At 58.6% G+C, this 1,664-nt stretch carries 1 protein-coding gene; it reads left to right on the forward strand.

Annotated features, from left to right (window positions below):
* The first annotated feature begins 102 nt into the window (after window positions 1–102).
* Window positions 103–1,485 (forward strand): IS1380 family transposase, encoded by a 1,383-nt coding sequence (locus PO883_RS34375; RefSeq protein ID WP_289313789.1) that lies wholly within the window; start codon window positions 103–105, stop codon window positions 1,483–1,485.
* Window positions 1,486–1,664 lie beyond the last annotated feature (179 nt).

Consider the following 1,664-nt stretch of genomic DNA (forward strand, 5'->3'; position numbering starts at 1 on the left):
CCTGAATTTTGCATAAAAAAGGGCAAGAATGCCGTAAGTGATTGATAAAATGTGAGTATCTCGAAACACAGTCAATCAAACACAAACGCCACCTTGCCCGACATGAATTCTACTTCAGAACAGCTCCGCTTTCCATCCATTCCAGGCCATACCATTCGCGCCGACTTTGACGGCGGCGGCTTGTCGTCGGACTTGGGGCCGCTGCTGTTGCGTGGCGTCGATCGCCAGATTGGCTTGACCGAGCGCTTGGCCAATGCGTTGGTTGACACTCGGCACGCCAGTTACGTCACGCATTCGTACGCTGACCTGCTGACCCAGCGCATCTTCCAGATCGGCTGCGGCTACGAAGACGGCAACGACTCCAATAGCCTGCGTCACGACCCGATGTTCAAGCTCGGCGCGAATCGCCTGCCATTTTCCGCCGATGCCGCATTGGCGTCAGGGGCGACGATATCGCGCTTTGAACACGCAGCCAGCAGCAAGGATATCTATCGCCTCTGCAAAGCGCTGGTCGAACAATTTATCGCCGGCTTCGCGACACAGCCAAGGACCTTGGTTCTCGATTTGGACCACTCGGAAGACGCTGCCTATGGGCAGCAGCCGCTTGCGTTTTACAACCACCATTACCGCAGCACTTGCTATCTGCCTTTGTTTATTTTCGATGGACAGTCGGGCGCCTTGGTGGCCGCTCTTCTGCGGCCCGGTAAAAGTCCGACCGGCGCCGAAAACGCCATGATCATGCGGCGTGTGGTCACACAGATTCGCCGGCACTTCCCCGACACGCACATCCTGGTGCGCGGCGACGGTCATTTCGGCAGGCCGGAATTGATGCAGATGATCGCTGCCATGCCCAACATCGATTTCATCTTCGGCCTGCCCGGCAACGTCAAGCTGCAGGCGCTGGCGGAAAAGACCAAGCAGCGTGCCTGCGCACTGTGGGCGGCCGTGCAAACCGGCGATGTGGTGCCAGACGCGGTGCGCCTGTATGACGAATTCCCCTATGCCGCAGGTTCGTGGGAAAAGCCGTGGCGCGTGCTGCTCAAGGCCGAGGTCATGGCGCTCGGCGAGAATCCGCGCTTCGTCGTCACGTCGCTGGGCGGCCTCGATGCTGGCATGCTGTACGAGGAAGTCTATTGCGCGCGTGGCCAATCCGAAAACTTCATCAAGCACCTCAAGACCGACCTGGCATCAGACCGTACTTCCTGCACCAGCTTCCTCGCTAATTTCATGCGCTTGCTGATGCACAGCGCAGCCTACATACTGCATCAACAGCTCCGCACTCAAGGGTTGCAACGCACAGCCCTATCGCAAGCGCAACCGTCGACGGTCATCAACAAGCTGTTCAAGATCGCGGTCCAGGTCCGCCAAACAAAACAGCGCATCGTCTTGCATTTGCCAAGCGCCTGTGCCGTCAAGGATCTGCTGCATACGCTCGCCGAACGGCTGATCATCTCCGCACCAGCACACACCGTCAACACCTCATGACGCCGGTTCGTCCGGTCAGCCGAGAATAGACCACCCGCCCATCACCTCCATAACCAGCCAGCTTACCGAACCTATTGCGTGTGGGTAGGGCGAACTTCGCCCGGCGCACTGCCGCAGCTCAGGCAGACTGACTTCGAGGGAGAGGCCGGCTGGCAACTCCGGTTTATGCAACATCCAGG

Origin of the sequence: Massilia sp. DJPM01 (assembly GCF_030348125.1) — a bacterium.
GTDB lineage: Bacteria > Pseudomonadota > Gammaproteobacteria > Burkholderiales > Burkholderiaceae_D > Telluria_A > Telluria_A frigida.

What these genes read in the sequence shown, in the direction of transcription:
- PO883_RS34375 (WP_289313789.1), top strand. Translation starts at nt 103, where the DNA reads ATGAATTCTACTTCAGAACAGCTCCGCTTTCCATCCATTCCAGGCCAT.